The sequence below is a fragment of the Limosilactobacillus galli genome (assembly GCF_947381495.1).
Classification (GTDB): Bacteria; Bacillota; Bacilli; order Lactobacillales; family Lactobacillaceae; genus Limosilactobacillus; species Limosilactobacillus galli.
In genome coordinates this window covers 1-19,007 of the sequence record NZ_CANCWK010000001.1, presented here as the reverse complement: position 1 = coordinate 19,007, position 19,007 = coordinate 1, and the positions used below count along the sequence as shown (strand labels likewise).

The window sequence follows — 19,007 nt, the reverse complement described above, 5'->3', positions numbered from 1 at the left end:
AATGGCTGTTAACGTAACAACTGATCAAAGTTTTGAAAAAGATACTGCAAATGGGGTCGCTCTGATTGACTTCTGGGCAACCTGGTGCGGCCCATGTCGGATGCAGTCACCGGTAGTTGAGGCATTATCCGAGGAGATGGCTGGAGTTAACTTCTACAAGATGGATGTTGACCAGAACCCGGATACCGCCCGCAAGTTCCGGATTATGAGTATCCCAACCCTGATGATCAAGAAGGATGGACAAGTAGTTGACCAGATCGTCGGTTACCACCCAAAGGAACAGCTTCAGCAGATTCTGCAACAATACACGGCCTAACTAACACAAAAGCCCTGATGAACAGCGCTTCGTTCATCAGGGCTTTTTTACTATTCTTTGTGTTTCTTTTTAAGCAGTGAGTGCTTGTGCTTTTTCTTGGGTGCTTCTTCATCTTTCTGCGGGGCGGTAACGTGGATGAAGGTCACCAGCTCGCTTCGTTCACTATCGGCATCGGTTTTGGGATCGTTTTGGACGGTGATGTCGACGTATTCGTGGTGGCGGTCAGAAAGCTCCGCCTCGGCCACCGTGCCGAGCTGAAACTCAATTTCCTGAGCCAGAAAGCCCAGCTCCAGGCCAAAGGAGGTTTGCTCCTCGTCGCGGTGGATCCGTTCGGCAACGAGCGGACCGCCGAGCCGCCAGACCTGGCTGGCCTTATCATGTCGCTGCAGCTTGAGTTCGCCCAGGCCCAGCTGATGAGTCAAAATGATGAGATCGTCGTGGGTGGCGACGGGGTATTCGCGCGCGAGATCCTTGCCGATCCAATAGAGCATGTCGTCGGCTTCCTTGCCGAGAATGCTTGGCAGGATGACGTCGCGCAGGGTCCCGTTCATCAGCCCTTGATGACTGGCTAGCAATTGATCATAACGTTTTTGACTCATTATATTTTTAACTCCTTTATCGCAATCAAGTCCTATTATACTTAAAAATGACGGTGGTAATAGTAAAAATTTTTAAAACTTGCAAATTTTGCGATTGAAAACCATAATATAGTTTCAAGCAATTTTAAACGGATGAAATTGAATTGTTAATGATAATAATGAGGTGAATAAAATGGATGAACGGCCAATTGGCTTAATGGATTCGGGACTGGGCGGCCTGTCAGTAATGCGGGTCCTGCATAAGCAGCTTCCCGATGAATCACTCATTTTTGTGGGGGACCAGGGCCACTTTCCCTATGGGACCAAGAGCCAGGAAGAACTGCAGCAGTTGGTGCTGAAGATTGGCCGCTTTCTGGTGGACCAAGGCATCAAGATGATGATCATCGCCTGCAATACGGCCACGGGGGCGGCCCTGCCCCTGCTTCAGCGCGAACTGCCGGTACCGGTGATCGGGGTGATTGAACCGGGCGCCACCGCAGCGGTTAACCACCACCTGAAGACGGTCGGGGTAATCGGGACCGCGTCAACAATTGAGAAGGGGGCCTACCCCCGAACCCTCCACCAGTTCGACGCCAACATGACAGTTTACAGCCACGCGGCCCAGCCCATGGTTTCGATTGTTGAGCATGGCCTGACCGGGACGCCAACTGCTCAGCAGACCGTTGACACGGAGCTGGCCTACTTTGACCAGCACCCGGTTGATGGCCTGATTCTGGGCTGCACGCACTTCCCATTCCTGGCGGCTGAGATCCAACGGAAGATGGGTGACGGCGTCCTGCTGATTGATCCGGCCTACGAGACGATCAAGCAGGCACAGGAGCTGCTGACCAAGCACGGACTGTTGACGGATAAGCCGTCCGGTATGATCAGACTGTACACAACCGGTGAGCGGGCCGACCTGGTTGCTGGTGCCGAGAAGTGGCTTGCTGGCCAGTTTACCAGTTGCGACCACGTTGACTTGTAGAAAGAAGGATATTCAGATGACCACATTAGTAATTGCTACCAAGAACGCCGGCAAGGCCCGGGAATACCGGAAGATGCTCGCCCCGCATGGCATCACGGTGAAGACACTGGCTGATTTTGCGCCGATCAAGATCAATGAGAATGGAACCAGCTTTGAAGAAAACGCGACGATTAAGGCCCAAACCGTGATGGCGGCCCTGAACCTGCCCGTGATGGCTGATGACTCGGGTCTAGTGGTCGATGCCTTAAACGGGGCGCCGGGCATCCACTCTGCCCGGTACGCTGGGGACCACGACGATGCGGCCAATAACGCCAAGCTCCTGCATGAGCTGGCGGATGTGCCCGATGAAAAGCGGACCGCCCACTTCCACACAACTATTGTGGCATTGAAGCCGGATGGGGCCAAGCTGGTTGCTAACGGCCGGGCTGATGGCCGGATCCTTCGCGAGCGCCACGGGGAGAATGGCTTCGGCTATGACCCGCTTTTCTTCGTTGAATCGCTGGGCAAGTCGATGGCTGAGCTGACGGCGGACCAGAAGAACGCCATCAGTCACCGGGGGGCCGCTTTGCGTGAGTTCATGGCCAAATTCCCAGAATGGTGGCAAGCATGATGAAGGCCTTAATTATCAGTGATAACCACGGTGATCAGCAGATCCTGGAGCAGGTAACGCAGTCCTGGCAGGACCGGGTGGACTTCATGATTCATTGCGGCGATTCGGAAATGGTACCGACATTGCCGGTGATGCAGCGCTTTGACGTCGCGGCGCAGGGAAATAACGACTGGGGTCTGGAATATTCGCTGGAGCAGACGGTTGTAAAGGATAAGCGGCGAATCTACGCTACCCACGGCCACCGCTACCAGGTCAATTCCACGCTCACGCCCTTGATGCTTAAGGGGCAGGAACAACGGGCAGATATGGTCTGCTACGGTCATACCCACCAGCTCGCCGTGACGGTCGAGGACGGCATGCTGATGATCAACCCCGGCAGCATCAGTCTGCCGCGGGGACAGTATGCTGGACTTGGCGGAACCTATGCAGTAGTCGGGATTGACGATGAGCGCTTCAGCGTTGACTACTACACCCGTGATAACCAGCCGGTTGCCGACCTGCACTTTGTCTTTAATCGTTAGGAGGCCCTTTTTGTGATTGACCAACACCTGCAGCAGATGCTCTTGACCAACAAGCAGAAATTCATGATTCCCGCGAGTCTGGTTGCCACCGTCAATGTAACCAACAGCCTGGACCATGCCTTCCTGGTTCTGACCAAGGATCGCTACGCCAAGATTGTGGTGATTGATAACGATAATCGCTACCGGGGACTGATCTCACTGGCGATGATCACTGACCGTCTGCTGGACACCCGGCGGATCGCCGTTAACCGCCTGCAGCAATTTGTGGTTGGCGACGTCATGCAGACGGATGCCCCGACGATTACCGATCCCTTTGACGTGGAGGAGAACCTTCACCTGCTGATCGACCAGTCCTTCCTGACGGTGGTGGATGACAAGCAGCATTTCCGGGGAATTGTCACCCGGCGTGAGTTGCTGAAGGCAGTAAATTATACCGTGCATAACTTTGATCATTTCTATCAAATTCAAGATAAATAATAAAAAGGACCAGCACAAAATTCCGCTGGTCCTTTTCGTATTTAATAATCGTTTTTCAATAGTTGTTCGATGGTTTCAAGTACCCCGTCATGATTGTTATCAATGTCGGTGGTGTGAGCAGCCTGCAGCTTGATAACCGGGTTGGCATTCTGCATGGCGTAGCTCCGGGAGGTCATCGCCAGCATCCCCAGGTCATTTTCATTATCGCCAAACGTGACGATTTCATCATCACGCAGGTGGAGACGGTGCTGGAGAACGGCCAAGGCATTACGCTTGGTTCCCTGCGCATTGCCGATCAGGTCAGTGTTGAAACCCGAGTTCTCAACGATCAAAGAAGGCGGCAGGTAGCCGTCCATCACGGCTGCCACCCTATTGAGGTCAATGTGGGGCGCGAAGTTGATTGAGATCTTGGTAAAACGTTCGTCGGGATATTCACTGAAGACCTGGCGGATATCCGGGACCCGCACCACCCTTTCGTAAAAGAGCTTAACGATGGCGAAGTTCTTGGTATCCATCTGCTGGTCAACGTAGGAAGTGGTCGGCCCGGAAACAACGAGCTGGTTGATATCCTGGGGACCGTAGAAGCGGTCGAGGATGTGCATCACCCGCTCCAGCGCGGTTACCTCAATGGGGTAGGCCGCGAGAAACTTATGGCCGTGGTGGATGACGGAACCGTTCTGCGAGATGAAGTCCATCTGGTCAACGTAGGGTTGAAATTCCCGCGCCAGCCGGGGGAAACTGGAGCCGCTCGCCGCTACAAAGCGGATGTTGCGCTTTTGGAGCTGGCGGAAGAGGCGTTTGAAACGGCGCTGGTTATAATGATGGTCGTCACGTAAAAAAGTACCATCCATATCAGTAGCGATTAGTTTAATGGTCATTGTGATGATTTCCCTCCCATGATAATGGAATATTTTGGGCGTGCAGGGCCTGTAAGTAGGCGGCCAGGAACTTGCTGGAAATCCGGGACTGACTGCCATTGGCAACGGTGATGGTTACCCGGAAGGCCAGTTGGGTGCCCACCGTGACGGGTCCCACGATTACGGGCTGGGCCCGTAGCTCCGGCGTGGTGGCGATGAGCTTTTTGTTGACGGTCACCACCACATCCCTGACCGCAGAGAGCACGGCATTGGGGGCGATGTAGATATCAACGTTGGCCACCATGTCGTTGCGGGAGAAGTTGCGAACAATGGTGATGTTGCGGTTGGGGATGTAGTTAAGCGTCCCGTCCGCGCTGGTGACTTTGGTTGTCCGGATGCCGAGCGCGGTGACGGTTCCCTTGATATTATCGACTTCAACGATGTCACCCACGTCAAGCTGCTGTTCGAGCAGGATGAAGAAGCCGTTGACCAGGTCGCTGACAAATCCCTGGGCCCCCAGCCCGAGGGCGATACTGAAGATCCCGGCCCCGGCGATCAGGGTGCCAACCGGGACGCCAATCTCGGAGAGCAGGGCGTACAGGAAGAAGAAGTAGCAGGTATAGCGGTAGATGTTAAGGGTCAGGGCCCGGATGGTAGCCAACCGGTTGCTGTTCTTCAGGAGCTGGTACTTGTTAGATTCAAGAAACAAGTGATTGATGATGAGCCGTCCAAGCCACAGAATAACCGCAAAGAGCAGGAACGTCAGTACGATTAACAGGAGCTTATTCAGGCATTGCTGGAGAATCTGGTGCCAAGACAGGTCGGTGAAGGCTTTGCGGACCTCCTCAATTTGTTTATTAAACTGGGCATAGCTGGCAGCGATGGCCATATTATTTTCCCCCTCGTTAGTAATTAGGTCAATTCTAACAGGGAATGCCGTGAAATGTCGATAGGACAATTGTCGTTCGGCCCCGTTTTGTGATATTCTAATCGTAAATAACCCATATAGATGACCACTGATTCAAAGGAGGAGTACGATGACTTTTGGACAATTAGCGGGTTTGATTGCTGCCATTGCTTTTCTGATTCTGGTTGTGTTTGCCTGTGTTGTGTTGACACAATTGAGTAAGACAATAAAGGAGACCAACGCCAGCATCACACTCTTGACGCGTGACATGGATAACCTGAGCAAGGAAGTTGAGGATGTCCTCGGCAACACCAATTCCTTGTTGGAAGACATTAACAAGAAGTCCAGCCAGCTGGACCCGGCTGTCAAGGCGGTGGCTGATGTCAGCCAGAGCGTAATCGATATCAACGACAGCCTGCATGAAGTAACGGAAAAGGTTAATGCCCGGCGGGAGAAGGCTCAACTGGGAATGGGGCTGTTGAAGACAGTTGGTAAGACTGCGATTGTGAACGGAATTACGCGGTTCAGAAAACGGCGTGCAGAAAAGAAAGGAGTCGAGACAGATGAGTAAGAAAGCATTAATCGGGGCACTCCTGGGCAGTGCAGTAACTGCGGCTGCCTGGAAGCTTTTGCCTGACGAGAAGAAAACAGCATTAAAGCAACGAGTCAACGAGACAGCAACCGACCTGGCCGATTGGACAACTGACTACGCCTTGGATGCCCTCGACATTGTTGATGCTAAGATCGCCGAGTCAGAAGCCGGCGACCGGTTCAGCGGAGTTGTTGATGGCGTCAAGGGTGCCAAGGATAAGGCCAAGCAGACGGCCAGCCACCTTACCGATCGGTTGACGAACGATGATTTTGACCAAGAGACGGCCGACATCCGGCGGGAGCTGGCGGCTGCCGCTCACCCAGATGATAACGATGACCCGGTTGTTGATGATGATATCGTGATCGATGCCACCGACAATCAGGATAAAAAGGATGCTGAATAGGTAAGAATCAGTGATGGCAACTGGCGGTCTGTAAAAAAGACAGTTAGTTGCCATTTTTTTGTTGAAAACGTTTGCCATTTGAGGGCTGATCTGATATATTAGTAAAGTTATGAAAAGTCATGAAAACAGACAAGATCAGTGAAGAAAGGGCTATCTTATGGAGAAACAATCAGTAACAATTTACACTGTGGCACGTGAAGCGCGGGTTTCGATGGCAACTGTTTCACGGGTTGTCAATGGTAATCCGAACGTCAAGCCGGCTACCCGCCAGAAGGTCATGGACGTCATCAAGCGGCTTAACTACCGGCCAAACGCAGTTGCACGGGGCCTGGCTTCCAAGAAGACCACTACCGTTGGGGTTATTATTCCGCGGATTACCAATCCTTACTTTGCGGACCTGGCCTTGGGAATCGATGATATTGCCTCAATGTACAAGTACAATATCATTCTGACCAACTCCGACAACGATGATGACAAGGTCCTCAAGGTGGTGCGGAACCTTCTGGCCAAGCAGGTCGATGGCATTATCTTCATGGGTTACAGCATGCCAGACGAGCTGCGCGATGAGCTTAAGAGCAGCAACACCCCCGTGGTAGTGGCCGGTTCTGTCGTAAACGATGATGAGTTGGCAACCGTCCGGATCGATTACGAAAACGCTGCTAAGGAAGCCACGCTGAAGCTTTTGGATAATGCCAAGGATCACGTGGCCTTTGTCACCGGTCCCCTGAAGTACGTTATCAATGGTAATGATAAGCTGCGCGGTTACAAGGCCGCTTTGGCAGAACGCCACATTGATTTTGATGACCAGCTGGTCGTGGAAACCGACGGAACCTACCAGAGCAGCTATGACCAGGCCAAGAAGCTGGTAGAAGCAGGCGTCAAGGCTGCCTACATCAGCAATGATAACCTGGCGGTCGGTCTGCTGAACGGCTTGACTGATAATGGGGTCAAGGTCCCCGAAGAGTTTGAGATCATTTCTTCAAACGATACCACCTACACCAAGATCTCCCGGCCAACGATTTCCTCGATCACTCAACCGCTTTATGATATTGGTGCGATTGCAATGCGGCTGCTGACTAAGCTGATGGATGGCAAAGACTCTGCTGCGGACGCAGATGAGAAGGATGTCATCTTGGATCACGGCTTTGCAAACCGGCAGTCAACCCGGTAAAAAGATTTGACAACCAGAAGTGAAATCCGTGCCCAGCGGGAAGCGGCCGAACAGGCCAGCACGCCGCCGGTTTCTGATCCAGAACCAGCGGCAGAGAAAAGCAACCACTTCTTTAACCTTTGGGGAACCATCTTCTTGATCCTGTTCATTTTGAGTGCGATCTTGAATGCGACCATCCTCAATCCTAAATTTGTCCTCCATGAGGTCAGAAACTCAGTGGTGGAAACGACAATTACCGATCAGGTGAACGGGGCCTTGGAGCGTTACGGGGTGCCGACTTCGGTCCTGACCGATAAGGATACGGACCGCCTGCTTAATCAGGCGGTCAACCAGGTCTATGCCGGCAAGAATATTCACCTGGACCTCAGCACAGTGACTCAGCGGGCCGGGGCGGCGGCCGATAGTCAGCTTGCTCAATATGGTCTTGCCGGCGTAGGCAGTGCAGCTTCTTCTGCGCTGAGCCAAAATATTAACAGTGTGGTTAATGGGCAATTGAACACGCCTGCAGTGGCGCGTTTGGCAAACGGAATCCACCTCGCCAAGGTGGCAACTAATATGATTTTCACGGTAACCGGGATCGGCCTGATGGTACTAGCAGTTCTTGCTGTTTTGGGCCGTCACTTTGCGCAGAGCTTCAGCCGGATGGGAATCTGGACGGTTATTATCGATGGGGCCCTGTGCGGTGCAATTGGCAAGCTGGCCCCACAGCTTGCGGCCGATCAGCCTGACTACACCGCCTTTGTTGCCCAGCTGTCAACTGATTTTATGCGGACGGCGTTGACGATGATTGGCATGGTTCTGGTGGTTACCATCATTCTGCTTATCTGGCGGATATTTGGCCGGCGGCTGCTTTCCCGCCGTTAACCTTGAATTAATCACTAAACTTTGCTAAAATTTATCTGTTTATCACATTAATTAAGAAAAGAGGAGTCAGTAATGTCAGGACATTCAAAATGGCATAACATTCAAGGGCGGAAGAACGCCCAAGATGCTAAGCGTGGTAAGATTTTCCAGAAAATCTCACGTGATTTGTACCAAGCAGCTAAAGCAGGTGATCCTGATCCAGCGAACAACGCTCAACTGCGTTTGGTAATTGATAAGGCACATGCGGCTAACATGCCAAAGAAGAACATCGACCGGGCCATTGCTAAGGCTTCTGGTATTGGTGGTGCCAAGTTCGAAGAAGTAACTTACGAAGGTTACGCTCCGGGTGGTGTTGCCGTTATGGTTTCCGCACTGACTGATAACAAGAATCGGACGGCCTCCGCTGTTCGTTCTGCCTTCAGCCACTCTGGCGGTTCCCTCGGTGCTAGTGGTTCCGTTTCCTACATGTTTGATCGCAAGGGCCTGATCGAAATTCTTCGTGATGGTCTGGATACCAGTGAAGATGACATGTTGATGGACGCCTTGGATGCTGGTGCCGATGACATGAAGGCCAGTGATGAGAAGTTCCAAATCTTCACTGACCCAAGCAACATGGCTAGTGTTCGCGACGTTCTTCAAGGCAAGGGCTACGAACTGGATACGGCCGAAGTAACGATGATCCCACAAAACCGGACTGCCGTTCCTGAAGACAAGGTCAAGCAATACCGTCACTTAATTGATGAATTGACCGCTAACGATGATGTTGCCGACATCTACGAAACTGGTATTCTGCCAGACGACGATGACGACGAAGAATAATTTGGGTTATTGAACCCCTAAAGAGCTACTGAATTTTCAGTAGCTCTTTTTTCGTTTAAAAGTATTTCTTTGCCGTCCTTATTAAGTAGGGGGGATGGATAATGGAAGCCTTTGAAAAGGACCTGAACGTGATCATCAGTCGGCGGATTGCGGACCTTTATGTACTGCCGTTTAAGAACTATTACCGGCTCATGGCAGCCGAACGGGGACAGTTAAAACTGTTCAAAGAGGTTCCGCAAGACTATGGCTGCCGCCTGATTACCTACCTGAAGTACCGTGCCGACATGGCCGTCAGTGAGCACCGTCGGCCGCAGCTGGGGGCGATGACTTGGCATTGCGGTCCGGAAAAGGTCAACCTGCGTCTGTCCAGTGTTGGCGACTACCAGGGCCGGGAATCGCTGGTAGTCCGTTTTATTTACCAGCTGACTGATGACCGTTATCACCTGCTTTTTCCGGAGCAGTGGCAGGAACTGAAGACAATGCTGCACCGCCGGGGCCTGATCCTCTTTGCGGGACCGATGGGATCGGGGAAGACGACGACAATGTACCGGCTGGCCCGGGAGCTGGCGAGTAAGCAGGTCGTCATGACGATCGAGGATCCGGTAGAAATCAACGAGCCCCGGTTCATCCAGCTCCAGATCAATGACTTGGCGGGGATGGGGTATCAGCAATTGTTGCGGCTGGGGCTTCGTCACCGGCCTAACGTTTTTATCATTGGGGAGATCCGCGACCCCCAGACCGCCATGATGACGATTCAGGCGGCCTTGAGCGGGCATTTAGTATTGGGCACCGTTCACGCCCGTGATGCCTACGGGGTGATTGCCCGGCTAATTCAGCTGGGAGTCCCATCCTACTATCTTGAGCAGGTCATGACCGGGGTTTGCTATCAGCGCCTATTGATGCAAACCGATGGGACCCCGGCCGTCCTGTTTGACCAGTTGAACGGGACGGCGTTGATAAAAGAAGTGAAAAAGCAGCAGGGGAGGGGAATGACCGATGCGTGGACACACTATCTTGACCAGGCGGTATCGCTGGGCCAGATCACACCTGAAGAAGCGGCCAAGTACCAAAACGGTTAAGTTTACGCCGTTCGTCCAGGGCCAGTGGTTTTTGCTGGTTCATGACTTGCTGACGGTAGGCTTTTCGCTCCAGCATGCCCTGCGCTTTACCAAAACGGTGATGCCGGCCCTGCAGCCGTTGCTAACCGATGTCGAACAACAGATGGCGGCGGGGGAGATGCTGGCAACCGGGTTGCAAAAGTATGTGAGTCAAGACCTGTATTATCAGTTGCGCCTGGCAGAGCTGCACGGAGCCTTACCCCAGACACTGAAGGAGTTGGGAACGCTGCGCCTGACTGAGGCTCGGCAGCGCCGTAAACTTCGGGGATTGTTACAGTACCCGCTCCTCCTTTTAGGAATGCTGGCGATCGTCGTCAGCGGCCTGGTGATTTTCGTCTACCCCGAACTTAACAGTTGGCAGACACATGCGCAGGGCGGGACTTGGCGCGAGATCAGTCTGAACTTGGGGTTGTATCTGCTAACCGGCCTAGTGATCATTGGGGCTTTTCAGTGGCGGCACTGGCGGCGGCTAACAACCTGTCAACGGATGGTGTGGCGGTGCCGGTTGCCATTCTTTGGGCGTTGCTTTCGCCTTTATTATGGCTACTACCTGACAACCAACCTGGCAGGGATGCTTCGGCATGGCCTATCGCTGAAGGAGATTATCCGGGTGACCGGTCAATATGATCCACAATCTCTTCTTTACCAGTTCGGCGCCATTATCCGTGAATTAGTGGCGGAGGGCAAACAGGTTGATGAGGTGATTATTCACTATCCCTTCATTCCGGATGAATTGCTTGTCTTTATCAACAAGGGTGCCACTTTGGAGGAACTTGGCGACGAACTAGCTGTTTTTGCCCAGCTACAATTTAAGCGGTTGGTGAAAGCGATTGAAGGGTTGTTGCTGTGGGTCCAACCAGTTATTTTTGTCCTGATTGCGGGAATTATTGTTGCCCTATACCTGAGTATTTTGCTGCCAATTTATCATTCCTTACAGGGGGTTGCATGACATGGTAAAAAAGTATTTGATGAAAAAACAGCCAGCCTTTACACTGCTGGAGATGTCGATTGTGTTGTTCATTATCAGCCTGCTGATCCTGATTATCCTGCCTAACCTTGCTCACCAGCGGCAAAACGCCAGCCGAATCCACCGGGATGCAATGGTATCAGTGGTTCAGACCCAGGTTGATGCTTACGAAAACGAAACCGGCGCCACCAATGTCAGTCTGGACCAGCTCCGTCAGCATGATTATCTGACGGCGGCCCAGGTGCAGAAGGCTAAGAAAGAACACATTGCAGTTGTCAATGGGAAGGCGGTCCAACGATGAAGAACCGGCGGGCGTTCACCAGTGTTGAGATGATTGTGGTTCTGGGGCTCGTAGCAGTCATTTACCTGGTGATTACGCCAACTTTTCAGCCGAGCCGGCAGGCAATTGCTGAGCAGCAATTCTGGCATGAGCTGCGTCAGGACTGGCGGGCGGCCCAGGTCACGGCCCAGGTTCGGCATCAATCGACTACCGTTCAGCATTATTTAAGTACCCGGCAAATTGTCTTTAATTCTGATGGTCACCGGACCATTTTGAACATTCCGCCGACAATTGAGGTTGAACCATTTGATATGTTTATCATTGACAAGACTGGCTATGCTGCTCCACAGACAATCGAGTTTAAATCACGCCTGAAGCATTGTCGTTATCTGATGAAAATTCAATTAGCGTGGGGAGGTTATCGACTTGAAAAAGTACCGGATTAGCGGCTTTGTAATGGCCGATAGCATCTTAGCACTGGCGGTGGTGACTTTAGGAATTATCACTTTGCTGACCTGCCAACAACAGTTGACCCGTCAGCAGGCCAAGCATGATACCAAGTTGATGGCGGCCCGGCTGGCAAAGGAAAGCAGTGACCAGCTGCTGGCCACGGGACATCCCGCTGCCATTGAGCGTGGGGAATACAAGGCGGTGGCCGGCCCTGATCGGATAACGGTCTACCGGAATTCGCGATTGGTGGTGTCGCTGCGAAGATGAAACATTTTAAAGGATTCACCATTATTGAATGCGTTGCTGCACTGGCCATCACCGCCTTGACGCTGCTGTTGGCAGGGTGGTCGCTGACGGCCCTATCGGCTAGTAATCGCCATTCACTGGACTGTTCGGTTGACTGGTACGTCTTCTTAAAAGAGATGGAAGCGGGTAGCCACCACTTTGTCCTGCAGGAGGTTCACGTTGACAACATCAGGGTCCACAGTCCGCAAACCGATCTGGATTACCTTTTGCAAAAACACAACGATAACCTGTACCTAACCTCGTGGAGCCGCGGGGGTTATATGCCGTTATTCAGCGGGATTGAAGCATGTACTTTTAAGCAATTGCCGGGACGCCGGGTCCTGGTGGAGGTGACACGGGAAAATGGCGAAAAATTGGCAGGGGTTATTCAGTTCTATCATGAGTAGGCGGCGGGGGTATGCCCTGCTGACGGGGATGGTTGTTCTCGCAGTTATCTGTTTAGCGGTGGTTTGGCAATATCATTACTACGCTGAACAATGGCTGATTGAGGATCAGCTGACCCGGCAGTTTCTCCATGAGGCGGCCCATAACTTATCAAATGAAAAATAATTGTTTAGTGAAAGGCGGATTCTTGAATTTATTCGTTTTAATCGGTAAACTATTAAGTGGAATGATTGTAATCTAACGGAGGTGACCAACACTGGCACAGCAAACACCACAACAATTATTTCAATTGTTTGACCAGGGAACGGAGATTCTTCGATCCGCATTGCGGAGCTCATACCTTGATGCCATGCTCGAAAACATCGAGAACGTCAATGACAACGAAGTGCAAGTTGAAGATGGGGTTCCTGATCCAGCAACGGTCAAGAAGTTGCAAGAAATTTATCAACAGCTTGATATCGCCAACGCAGATGCCGAGGCATTGCGGCAATTGGTTCAGCTGAGTTTTTTGAAGGTTATTCGCAAGGATGCCATTCAAGCTAACCACCAGATGACGCCAGACACGATTGGCTTTCTGATGGCCTTTTTGATTGAAAAGGTAACGAAGATCAACCGGTCGTACAGTATTTTTGATCCGGCGGTGGGCACAGCCAACCTTTTGACAACAGTCATCAACCAGTTGCAAAAGGCAAGCAAAGAGCCAATTCACGGTTATGGAATCGATAATGATTCAGCGATGCTCGAAGTTGCAAGTGCCAGTGTCGCACTGCAGAAGCTGAATGTGGACCTGTATCACCAGGATGCTATTAATGCATTGGATATTCCGCAATGTGATTTAGCAGTGTCTGACTTGCCGATTGGCTATTATCCGCTGGATCAAAATACTAAGAACTACCAGACGCGGGCGAAGAAGGGACACTCTTACGTTCATCATCTCTTGATTGAACAGTCGATGAATTACTTGCGGCCTGGTGGCTTTGGGGTATTCCTGGTGCCAAGCAACTTATTCCAGACCAAGGAAGCACAGTCATTTGTTAAGTGGATCCAATCGGTCGCTTACCTGCAGGGACTCGTTAACCTGCCAGCTGAATTATTTGCCAACCCGGCAGCGCAAAAGGCGATTCTTTTACTGCAGCGTCATGGCGGTGGCAGCAAGCAGGCAACGAAGGTCCTCTTGGGCGAGTTCCCATCGTTCAAGAAAACCAAGGAATTTGGCGACTTTGTAGGAGAGATCGATCACTGGGTTGCTACGAATTTAGTTTAGTAAAGGAGACAGTTTTATAATGTCAAAGACAATTGCCGTTAATGCGGGGAGTTCAACATTAAAGTTTAAGCTATTTGATATGCCAAGCGAAGACGTGGTTGCTGAAGGAACCATCGAACGGATTGGCGAAAAGATGGGTCACGCCAAGATCAAGTATGGCGATGGCCAAAAGCACGAGGAAGAAAAGCCGTTTGCTGATCATGGTGCCGCTGTTAACTACCTCTTGGATCAGCTGATTGATCTGGGAATCGTCAAGAGCTACGACGAGATCACTGCCGTTGGTCACCGGGTTGTTGCCGGTGGTGAATTTTTTAAGGATTCGGCAGTTATTAATGATGACGTCATCAAGAAGATTGATGAATTATCTGAGTACGCTCCACTGCATGACCCCGCTGAATTGATTGGGATCAAGGCCTTCCGGAAGGTATTGCCGAACGCCTTTGCGGTTGCTGTTTTTGATACCTCCTTCCACGTTAACATGCCAAAGATGAACGCCCTCTACAGTGTTCCTTATGAATGGTACGAGAAATATGGTGCGCGGAAGTACGGTGCTCACGGTACCAGTCACCGTTACGTTGCCGGCCGGGCTGCTAAGATGCTTGGTAAGCCGCTCAAGGATCTGAAGCTGATCACGATGCACATTGGTGCCGGTGCTTCCATTACGGCAATCAAGGGCGGCAAGTCCTACGATACTTCCATGGGCTTCTCACCACTGGCCGGAATTACCATGGCAACCCGTTCTGGGGATGTCGACCCATCCCTGGTTGCCTTTGTTCAAGAAAAGCTGGGGGTTTCCTCACAAGAGATGATCAGCATCTTGAACCACAAGTCTGGTCTGCTGGGGATTTCCCAACTTTCACCAGATATGCGTGACATCCTGGCCGCTGCTGACAAGGGTAATGACCAGGCTCAGCTGGCCCTTGACATGTACGTCAACCGGATCGTGCGCTACGTTGGTGCCTACATTGCTGAAATGGGCGGCGCCGATGCGATTGTCTTCACTGCTGGGGTTGGTGAAAACAGTATTCCAGTGCGGAAGTTAGTTACCGATAAGTTGGCTTACTTTGGCATCAAGATTGACCAGGAAAAGAACAAGTGCCACGGGGTTGAACGTGACCTATCTACTGATGACGCTAAGATCAAGACGCTTCTTATTCCAACCAACGAGGAATTAATGATTGTTCATGATATTGAACGTCTGAAGAAGGAACAGGGTAAGTAAGCTCTAAATGATGAATGAATAAAAATAACCTAAGACTGGAACAGTCCAGCCTTAGGTTATTTTGTATAATAAGACAAGCAGGAGGGTGATTATATGCAATTTGTAACGGCTGATACGCATTTCTTCCACAGTGACCTACTGGGGATCGATGATTTTGCGCCGCGGCCATTTCCAAATGTTCAGGTGATGAACCAGACGATTATCGATAGCTGGAATAACAAAGTAGGGACGGATGATATTGTTTATCATCTTGGCGACATCGCCCTCTACTTCACCAAGCCAGCGAAGAAATCGTATGAAGCAGTTTTTGAGGTCTTAAACAGCCTCAATGGACACCTGGTCCTGATCAAGGGGAACCATGACAGCCGGACCCTGTTTAAGTACTTAGCGGCACATAACTATGAGTTTGGCGGCCTGCCTAAGTTTCGTTTTCACGACGTGGGGGTTCTGCTGAAGTATGATCACCGGCAGTACTACCTGACCCATTATCCAATGATGCTGGGGATCGCTCCGCAAATTATCAACCTTCATGGTCATATTCACCATTACACCGTTCCCGCTAAGGAAAACATTAATGTGGGCGTTGATAGCCCTGAATTAGCTTATCTGACTGATAAACCGGCCTTTGGCGAGCCGCTGAACTTTGCGGAGGTTGAACAGATGGTGGAACGCAAGGCAGTTGACTTTGCCAAGCGGAAGTGATACTTGTGGTATGATTTATGAAGACAGACTATAAAGGGGAATGCGGATGAACCGAGCAAAAATACAAGACTACATTGACCAGCGGGAAGAACAGCGGGCGGACCTGTACCACTTCACGGCCCAGGACCATACGCGCTTTACGCTGAATGGGCATCCATATGAGTTGGTCAAAGAATATCGGGATGGTTTTAGCGGCGAGGAGCTGGCCAAGCGCTTCAGCAATATTCTCAGCAAGTACGATTATATTGTCGGCGACTGGGGCTACGACCAGCTTCGCCTCAAGGGCTTCTATGATAAGAGCAACCCGCAATTCAATCCTGAGCAGGGCGTGGATACGATTGAGGATTACCTTTACGAAGACTGTAACTTTGGCTGTGCCTACTTCATCATTCACAACGATGATGTGTGGGTTCCGCGCCGGCGTCGGCGGGGGAAGAAGGGGCCGAAGAGTCCAGTGATTAAGGAACGTCGGCGCAAGCTTAAGCAGCCCGGCGTTCGCCATCGCCGCCACCAGCATGCGGAACGGGTTAAGACCGGCAATCATCAGCAGAAGTTTGTTATTCATAAGCGTCGACAAGGAGCAAAAAAATGAAGGATTACCAAGGATACTTTATCGATCTTGACGGGACCACCTATAAGGGAACTGAACGGATTCCCGCTGCGGCCCGTTTTATCAAGCGTCTGCAGGATGCTGGGAAGACGGTGCTGTTCGTAACCAACAACAGTACCCGGACACCAGAATTTGTGGCCAATAACCTGCGGGAGAATCACCAGATCAACGTCACCGCTGACAATGTCTACACGACTGCACTGGCGACTGCCGATTACCTCGACAAGGCAGCCGGTGACCGGCGACGGGTTTACGCAGTCGGGGAGAGCGGCTTAAGAGACGCTTTAAGGCATCGTCACTTCCGGTTGACTGACCAGCACCCCGATTATGTGGTGGTTGGCCTAGATTCCCAGGTAACCTACGCTAAGCTGGAGACCGCCGTTTTGCTGATCCGGGCTGGAGCAACCTTTATCGGGACCAACGCGGACAGCAACCTGCCCAACGAACGGGGGATGGTGCCGGGAGCCGGCTCCCTGGTTAAGCTGGTCGAGTATGCGACCCAGCAACAGCCGATTATGATTGGCAAGCCCGAGGCGACAATCATGAAGATGGCTCTGCAAAAGGCGGGATTGACCAAAGACCAGGTCGTGATGGTTGGTGATAACTACAACACGGATATTCGTGCCGCCATTAATACGGGGATGGACAGCCTGCTGGTCTACACGGGACTGTCAACGCCGGAACAGGTGGCGGCAATGCCGGTTCAGCCGACCCATACGGTGAACAGCCTTGATGAGTGGACAGTTGAATAAGCAATTACGGGCAATCGTGACGGTCATACTATGTGTGCTGACTGTGATCGGGGTTGCCCTTTTTATTACCGTTAACTTGTCACCGCTGTTTATTCACGTATCGGCAGCTGCTCTCCTTTGCTTGACACGGGGGCAGGTACAGACTGATTACTGGCGGCTATTGGCCTATCTTGAACTGCCCTGGGTAAGGCACCTTCAATTGCAAAGCATTCCCATAACTGCCCAGGCGCTCATTCATTTTCGTGATGTGCGGCATTTACTGTTAATCGGTGAATTGGTGAGCGGGGTTAGTCTGGTCATCACCATTTGGCTAGTGCATAAACAAAAACGGCAAGGGCAGCTGTGGCGCTTACTCTTACCGTTGAAGTGGTCATTATATTTGATTGTAATGTTGGCATGGCTTCCGCTGATTAACTTCTCTGCGGACTTTGTTGCCATGCATCGGGTGCTGTTTACTAATCATGACTGGCTCTTTTCACCGCAACGAGACCCGATCATCCTTTTGATGCCAGAACAGTTCTTCTGGCGCCTATTTATGATCTGGCTAGTGGTGGCTCTTTTATTGATCGGCACTTTGTGGGGATGGCTGATGTTTGAACTAGGCCTTCCCAAGCTTCGAACGAATAAAGCCAACAATCGCCGGGATTAGGGTTACTACAATGATCGCCAGGATAATGATTGAGAAGTGCTTCTGCACGAACGGCAGGTTACCGAAGAAGTAACCGCAGGCACAGCAGAGGGCAACCCAACTGGTACAGCCAATAATGCTATAACGAATGAACCGGCTATATGGGAAGCCAGATCCAGCGGCTGCGAAGGGAGCGAAGGTACGGATGATCGGCATGTATCGAGCTAGGATGATTGCCGTCGCACCGTGCTTCTCAAAGAATTCCTCGGCTTTAGCTAAGCTGTCCTTATTGATGAGCTTTCCAAAGAGTGAATGATTCGAAAGACTCTTGCCGATTTTATGACCGATCAAGAAGTTGACCGAGTCTCCGGCCAGGCAAGCAAACAGGAATGTCAGAACAAAGATCCAAATATTGAGGTGGTAGCGAGGATCTGCCGCTAGTGCACTGGCGGCAAAGAGCAACGAATCACCAGGCAGGAATGGCATGATCACCGCTCCGGTTTCAATGAAGACGATTGCTAGCAGTATAAAGTAAGTACTATTGCCAAACTGATTAACAATTTGAATCAGGTGGACATCAATATGGAGGATGAAATCTATTAATGTAGACAATGTTTTCTCCTTTATTCTTTTTTATTGTTAACAATACTTGAGTTTAGCAAGATTAGTGCTTTTTGTGAACTGTAATTTGGAAATATATAAAAAAGAATGAAAGAGAAAAATAAAAGTATTGTTTGGCTTTTAGAACAAAATTGATTCGCCCAGCCTTTTACTATGATGGATAAATCATATAATGCGAACTTTAACGGTTGCTTTCAAAGGATAATCAGTATAGGAACTTTTGATAGGATGGCGTCTACCCAAAAAAACTGTTGACAATGAATGGCGACCACGGTATAGTAGTTATCGTTGTCAGTGACCAACACGTCAATTTGAACAGCTTGTTAAAATTGACTGTTGACAGTGATCTGACGACATGATATATTATTTAAGTCGCTTGCTTAGCGATTGTTAGAATGAAAAAAGTTCTTGACATGATTAAGCTGATGTGATAAAATAATTTTGCTGGGTTTACTCAGCAAGGTAGACCTTTGAAAACTGAACAAAGTTTTGACGAACTAAATGTGTAGGGTCTTCAATCACTTCGGTGATTAGAAGCAAAACATTTGCGAAGTCAATTCGCTTAATTAATTTGAATTAGAGCTATTCAAGTTCTTATATTTT

Annotated in this window: 27 protein-coding genes; 23 read left to right on the top strand and 4 right to left on the bottom strand. The window is 50.7% G+C overall.

What is annotated here, in order from left to right:
* Position 1: 1 nt before the first annotated feature.
* On the top strand, positions 2 to 316 hold the full coding sequence (gene trxA, locus QOS10_RS00135; protein ID WP_283592961.1) for a thioredoxin: 315 nt from the start codon (positions 2 to 4) through the stop codon (positions 314 to 316).
* 50 nt (positions 317 to 366) lie between these two features.
* Here the strand turns inward: trxA and QOS10_RS00130 are convergent, their stop codons facing one another.
* A complete protein-coding gene (locus tag QOS10_RS00130; RefSeq protein ID WP_283592960.1) occupies positions 367 to 915 on the bottom strand; it encodes a YslB family protein in 549 nt (182 codons plus the stop codon).
* A gap of 172 nt (positions 916 to 1,087) precedes the next feature.
* Here QOS10_RS00130 and murI point away from each other — a divergent pair, with 172 nt between their 5' ends.
* Genes murI through cbpB form a run of 4 tightly spaced genes read left to right on the top strand, consistent with a single transcriptional unit; the run spans position 1,088 to position 3,487 of the window.
* Positions 1,088 to 1,879: a glutamate racemase gene (murI, locus tag QOS10_RS00125; RefSeq protein WP_283592959.1), complete on the top strand. Its 792-nt coding sequence runs from the start codon at positions 1,088 to 1,090 to the stop codon at positions 1,877 to 1,879.
* Between the two features lie 16 nt (positions 1,880 to 1,895).
* On the top strand, positions 1,896 to 2,489 hold the full coding sequence (locus QOS10_RS00120; RefSeq protein ID WP_283592958.1) for an XTP/dITP diphosphatase: 594 nt from the start codon (positions 1,896 to 1,898) through the stop codon (positions 2,487 to 2,489).
* Positions 2,489 to 3,010, top strand: coding sequence for a metallophosphoesterase (locus tag QOS10_RS00115; RefSeq protein WP_283592957.1), 522 nt, complete (start codon positions 2,489 to 2,491; stop codon positions 3,008 to 3,010). Before QOS10_RS00120 ends, QOS10_RS00115 begins: the two co-directional genes overlap by 1 nt.
* Positions 3,011 to 3,022: 12 nt before the next feature.
* The gene (gene cbpB, locus QOS10_RS00110; protein ID WP_283592955.1) at positions 3,023 to 3,487 is read left to right on the top strand and encodes a cyclic-di-AMP-binding protein CbpB; all 465 of its coding nucleotides are present in this window, start codon (positions 3,023 to 3,025) and stop codon (positions 3,485 to 3,487) included.
* Positions 3,488 to 3,528: 41 nt separating this feature from the next.
* Here the strand turns inward: cbpB and QOS10_RS00105 are convergent, their stop codons facing one another.
* Both QOS10_RS00105 and QOS10_RS00100 read right to left on the bottom strand, forming a co-directional pair.
* Entirely contained in the window at positions 3,529 to 4,365 is an 837-nt protein-coding gene (locus QOS10_RS00105) for an HAD-IIB family hydrolase (RefSeq protein ID WP_283592954.1), read from the bottom strand.
* The gene (locus tag QOS10_RS00100; RefSeq protein WP_283592953.1) at positions 4,355 to 5,233 is read right to left on the bottom strand and encodes a mechanosensitive ion channel family protein; all 879 of its coding nucleotides are present in this window, start codon (positions 5,231 to 5,233) and stop codon (positions 4,355 to 4,357) included. The genes QOS10_RS00105 and QOS10_RS00100 overlap by 11 nt, the downstream gene beginning before the upstream one ends.
* A gap of 148 nt (positions 5,234 to 5,381) precedes the next feature.
* On the opposite strand from QOS10_RS00100, the gene QOS10_RS00095 reads away from it, so the two are divergent.
* From QOS10_RS00095 to QOS10_RS00010, 18 genes are all read left to right on the top strand, one after another.
* Complete coding sequence (locus QOS10_RS00095) at positions 5,382 to 5,822, top strand: DUF948 domain-containing protein (protein ID WP_283592952.1); 441 nt, start codon at positions 5,382 to 5,384, stop codon at positions 5,820 to 5,822.
* Entirely contained in the window at positions 5,815 to 6,246 is a 432-nt protein-coding gene (locus QOS10_RS00090; protein WP_283592951.1) for a hypothetical protein, read from the top strand. Before QOS10_RS00095 ends, QOS10_RS00090 begins: the two co-directional genes overlap by 8 nt.
* 157 nt (positions 6,247 to 6,403) lie before the next feature.
* Positions 6,404 to 7,417, top strand: coding sequence for a catabolite control protein A (gene ccpA, locus QOS10_RS00085; protein ID WP_283592950.1), 1,014 nt, complete (start codon positions 6,404 to 6,406; stop codon positions 7,415 to 7,417).
* A gap of 6 nt (positions 7,418 to 7,423) precedes the next feature.
* Positions 7,424 to 8,281, top strand: a complete 858-nt coding sequence (locus tag QOS10_RS00080; protein ID WP_283592949.1) for a hypothetical protein — start codon at positions 7,424 to 7,426, stop codon at positions 8,279 to 8,281.
* 72 nt (positions 8,282 to 8,353) lie between these two features.
* Positions 8,354 to 9,100: a YebC/PmpR family DNA-binding transcriptional regulator gene (locus QOS10_RS00075; protein ID WP_283592947.1), complete on the top strand. Its 747-nt coding sequence runs from the start codon at positions 8,354 to 8,356 to the stop codon at positions 9,098 to 9,100.
* A 101-nt stretch (positions 9,101 to 9,201) separates the two neighbouring features.
* A complete protein-coding gene (gene comGA, locus QOS10_RS00070; protein ID WP_283592946.1) occupies positions 9,202 to 10,179 on the top strand; it encodes a competence type IV pilus ATPase ComGA in 978 nt (325 codons plus the stop codon).
* Positions 10,097 to 11,167, top strand: a complete 1,071-nt coding sequence (locus QOS10_RS00065) for a type II secretion system F family protein (protein ID WP_283592945.1) — start codon at positions 10,097 to 10,099, stop codon at positions 11,165 to 11,167. The genes comGA and QOS10_RS00065 overlap by 83 nt, the downstream gene beginning before the upstream one ends.
* 1 nt (position 11,168) lies before the next feature.
* A complete protein-coding gene (comGC, locus tag QOS10_RS00060) occupies positions 11,169 to 11,486 on the top strand; it encodes a competence type IV pilus major pilin ComGC (RefSeq protein WP_283592943.1) in 318 nt (105 codons plus the stop codon).
* Entirely contained in the window at positions 11,483 to 11,911 is a 429-nt protein-coding gene (locus tag QOS10_RS00055; RefSeq protein WP_283592942.1) for a type II secretion system protein, read from the top strand. Before comGC ends, QOS10_RS00055 begins: the two co-directional genes overlap by 4 nt.
* Complete coding sequence (locus QOS10_RS00050; RefSeq protein WP_283592941.1) at positions 11,892 to 12,182, top strand: hypothetical protein; 291 nt, start codon at positions 11,892 to 11,894, stop codon at positions 12,180 to 12,182. Before QOS10_RS00055 ends, QOS10_RS00050 begins: the two co-directional genes overlap by 20 nt.
* On the top strand, positions 12,179 to 12,607 hold the full coding sequence (locus QOS10_RS00045; protein ID WP_283592940.1) for a ComGF family competence protein: 429 nt from the start codon (positions 12,179 to 12,181) through the stop codon (positions 12,605 to 12,607). The genes QOS10_RS00050 and QOS10_RS00045 overlap by 4 nt, the downstream gene beginning before the upstream one ends.
* Complete coding sequence (locus QOS10_RS00040; protein WP_283592939.1) at positions 12,600 to 12,770, top strand: hypothetical protein; 171 nt, start codon at positions 12,600 to 12,602, stop codon at positions 12,768 to 12,770. The genes QOS10_RS00045 and QOS10_RS00040 overlap by 8 nt, the downstream gene beginning before the upstream one ends.
* A 124-nt stretch (positions 12,771 to 12,894) precedes the next feature.
* A complete protein-coding gene (locus QOS10_RS00035; protein WP_326520590.1) occupies positions 12,895 to 13,869 on the top strand; it encodes a class I SAM-dependent methyltransferase in 975 nt (324 codons plus the stop codon).
* Positions 13,870 to 13,888: 19 nt separating this feature from the next.
* Positions 13,889 to 15,091: an acetate/propionate family kinase gene (locus tag QOS10_RS00030; RefSeq protein ID WP_283592938.1), complete on the top strand. Its 1,203-nt coding sequence runs from the start codon at positions 13,889 to 13,891 to the stop codon at positions 15,089 to 15,091.
* Between the two features lie 93 nt (positions 15,092 to 15,184).
* Positions 15,185 to 15,793: a metallophosphoesterase gene (locus QOS10_RS00025; RefSeq protein ID WP_283592936.1), complete on the top strand. Its 609-nt coding sequence runs from the start codon at positions 15,185 to 15,187 to the stop codon at positions 15,791 to 15,793.
* A 46-nt stretch (positions 15,794 to 15,839) separates the two neighbouring features.
* A complete protein-coding gene (locus QOS10_RS00020; protein ID WP_283592935.1) occupies positions 15,840 to 16,385 on the top strand; it encodes a YutD family protein in 546 nt (181 codons plus the stop codon).
* Positions 16,382 to 17,155, top strand: a complete 774-nt coding sequence (locus tag QOS10_RS00015) for a TIGR01457 family HAD-type hydrolase (protein ID WP_283592934.1) — start codon at positions 16,382 to 16,384, stop codon at positions 17,153 to 17,155. The genes QOS10_RS00020 and QOS10_RS00015 overlap by 4 nt, the downstream gene beginning before the upstream one ends.
* A complete protein-coding gene (locus tag QOS10_RS00010; protein WP_283592933.1) occupies positions 17,148 to 17,804 on the top strand; it encodes a TIGR01906 family membrane protein in 657 nt (218 codons plus the stop codon). Before QOS10_RS00015 ends, QOS10_RS00010 begins: the two co-directional genes overlap by 8 nt.
* Here QOS10_RS00010 and QOS10_RS00005 read toward each other — a convergent pair.
* Positions 17,754 to 18,395: a VTT domain-containing protein gene (locus QOS10_RS00005; RefSeq protein WP_283592932.1), complete on the bottom strand. Its 642-nt coding sequence runs from the start codon at positions 18,393 to 18,395 to the stop codon at positions 17,754 to 17,756. The genes QOS10_RS00010 and QOS10_RS00005 overlap by 51 nt on opposite strands.
* Positions 18,396 to 19,007 lie beyond the last annotated feature (612 nt).

What these genes read in the sequence shown, in the direction of transcription:
- QOS10_RS00030 (WP_283592938.1), top strand. Translation starts at nt 13,889, where the DNA reads ATGTCAAAGACAATTGCCGTTAATGCGGGGAGTTCAACATTAAAGTTT.
- QOS10_RS00055 (WP_283592942.1), top strand. Translation starts at nt 11,483, where the DNA reads ATGAAGAACCGGCGGGCGTTCACCAGTGTTGAGATGATTGTGGTTCTG.
- ccpA (WP_283592950.1), top strand. Translation starts at nt 6,404, where the DNA reads ATGGAGAAACAATCAGTAACAATTTACACTGTGGCACGTGAAGCGCGG.
- QOS10_RS00045 (WP_283592940.1), top strand. Translation starts at nt 12,179, where the DNA reads ATGAAACATTTTAAAGGATTCACCATTATTGAATGCGTTGCTGCACTG.
- QOS10_RS00120 (WP_283592958.1), top strand. Translation starts at nt 1,896, where the DNA reads ATGACCACATTAGTAATTGCTACCAAGAACGCCGGCAAGGCCCGGGAA.
- QOS10_RS00075 (WP_283592947.1), top strand. Translation starts at nt 8,354, where the DNA reads ATGTCAGGACATTCAAAATGGCATAACATTCAAGGGCGGAAGAACGCC.
- QOS10_RS00040 (WP_283592939.1), top strand. Translation starts at nt 12,600, where the DNA reads ATGAGTAGGCGGCGGGGGTATGCCCTGCTGACGGGGATGGTTGTTCTC.
- murI (WP_283592959.1), top strand. Translation starts at nt 1,088, where the DNA reads ATGGATGAACGGCCAATTGGCTTAATGGATTCGGGACTGGGCGGCCTG.
- QOS10_RS00100 (WP_283592953.1), bottom strand. Translation starts at nt 5,233, where the DNA reads ATGGCCATCGCTGCCAGCTATGCCCAGTTTAATAAACAAATTGAGGAG.
- QOS10_RS00065 (WP_283592945.1), top strand. Translation starts at nt 10,097, where the DNA reads ATGCGTGGACACACTATCTTGACCAGGCGGTATCGCTGGGCCAGATCA.
- QOS10_RS00130 (WP_283592960.1), bottom strand. Translation starts at nt 915, where the DNA reads ATGAGTCAAAAACGTTATGATCAATTGCTAGCCAGTCATCAAGGGCTG.
- QOS10_RS00095 (WP_283592952.1), top strand. Translation starts at nt 5,382, where the DNA reads ATGACTTTTGGACAATTAGCGGGTTTGATTGCTGCCATTGCTTTTCTG.
- QOS10_RS00020 (WP_283592935.1), top strand. Translation starts at nt 15,840, where the DNA reads ATGAACCGAGCAAAAATACAAGACTACATTGACCAGCGGGAAGAACAG.
- QOS10_RS00090 (WP_283592951.1), top strand. Translation starts at nt 5,815, where the DNA reads ATGAGTAAGAAAGCATTAATCGGGGCACTCCTGGGCAGTGCAGTAACT.
- QOS10_RS00015 (WP_283592934.1), top strand. Translation starts at nt 16,382, where the DNA reads ATGAAGGATTACCAAGGATACTTTATCGATCTTGACGGGACCACCTAT.
- QOS10_RS00105 (WP_283592954.1), bottom strand. Translation starts at nt 4,365, where the DNA reads ATGACCATTAAACTAATCGCTACTGATATGGATGGTACTTTTTTACGT.
- comGA (WP_283592946.1), top strand. Translation starts at nt 9,202, where the DNA reads ATGGAAGCCTTTGAAAAGGACCTGAACGTGATCATCAGTCGGCGGATT.
- QOS10_RS00115 (WP_283592957.1), top strand. Translation starts at nt 2,489, where the DNA reads ATGAAGGCCTTAATTATCAGTGATAACCACGGTGATCAGCAGATCCTG.
- comGC (WP_283592943.1), top strand. Translation starts at nt 11,169, where the DNA reads ATGGTAAAAAAGTATTTGATGAAAAAACAGCCAGCCTTTACACTGCTG.
- QOS10_RS00025 (WP_283592936.1), top strand. Translation starts at nt 15,185, where the DNA reads ATGCAATTTGTAACGGCTGATACGCATTTCTTCCACAGTGACCTACTG.
- trxA (WP_283592961.1), top strand. Translation starts at nt 2, where the DNA reads ATGGCTGTTAACGTAACAACTGATCAAAGTTTTGAAAAAGATACTGCA.